2 protein-coding genes are annotated in these 992 nt (G+C 31.7%); one reads left to right on the forward strand and one right to left on the reverse strand.

The genetic code is table 11. From position 1 onward, the window contains the following. On the reverse strand, positions 1–269 hold a 269-nt coding region (locus ACFIKG_RS09445; protein ID WP_375652216.1), incomplete at its 3' end, for a hypothetical protein. Between the two features lie 101 nt (positions 270–370). On the opposite strand from ACFIKG_RS09445, the gene ACFIKG_RS09450 reads away from it, so the two are divergent. Continuing rightward, positions 371–691: a helix-turn-helix domain-containing protein gene (locus ACFIKG_RS09450; RefSeq protein WP_375612651.1), complete on the forward strand. Its 321-nt coding sequence runs from the start codon at positions 371–373 to the stop codon at positions 689–691. The last annotated feature ends 301 nt before the right edge of the window (positions 692–992 follow it).

Raw genomic sequence — 992 nt, forward strand, 5'->3', positions numbered from 1 at the left:
GGGGGGTGTTGCTCTTGCATTAATCTCTGCAAGCGCTCGGGATAAAAAAAATCTTCTGGACGCAAATCTATCCCATGATCACGTGCATAGTTCAGAAGCATAATTTGATACTTAGCTGGTATAATTCCGCCTTTACCCTCTCGCTTTTCAAAAGGGTAAGCCCATTTTCTAATTACAATAACATTGCGATTAACGATATTAGCAACTTTTTTATACCCACCTAGATACTCAATTATGAGTTTTGCGGTTTTCGTATATGTTTTTATCATAGCGATAAAAATACGATATCAAAAATATTTAGTCAATACGAAAAACGTATCATTGTATTTTTATATTGTAAGGACTTTAAAAATAAGGAATAAACTTAATTATGATTAGGCAAAAAGAGCTAAAAATTTGGATAAAAAAAGAGCTTGATAAAATGGGACGAGGGAGCCAAGCCAAGCTTGCCGCCCATCTTGGTATAAGAAGACCAGCTATATCCAATATGATTAATCTTAATACAAATAGGGAAATGAGAGATATTAAGGCAGATGAATTAGTTAAAATTATGGAGTTTTTTAAAGATTCTTCACCTATTTCTGGACCTTACTCTGATGATTTTCTTTACTTATATTCACAAGCGAATGATTCTGAAAAGAAGATTGTCGAGGATCTTTTAAAATCTCTGCTCGCAGCAAGAAATTCATAAAAGCTTTTTTTTCACATTCGGTTAATTTATTTAGCATGATGGATAGCTGCTTTTCTTTTATATTTTCTATCATAAGCACCTCATTAACATTAATGATAATAAACAAAATCGAATAGATTTATAAAAATAAAAATACGTTTTTCGTATTTTATCTATTGACACATCGTTACGAAAAACGTATTAATCACTCCATATCTTAGAAAATAACTTTTGCCAATAGGCAGTATGGAGGCATTTGTGAATAAACCAGTGTTTATAAATTCTGATGAAATTCTCTTAGTGATGTGCGAAAATGAAGAGC

The sequence above is a fragment of the Bartonella sp. LB28NMGDW genome, from assembly GCF_042194435.1.
Taxonomy (GTDB): domain Bacteria; phylum Pseudomonadota; class Alphaproteobacteria; order Rhizobiales; family Rhizobiaceae; genus Bartonella; species Bartonella grahamii.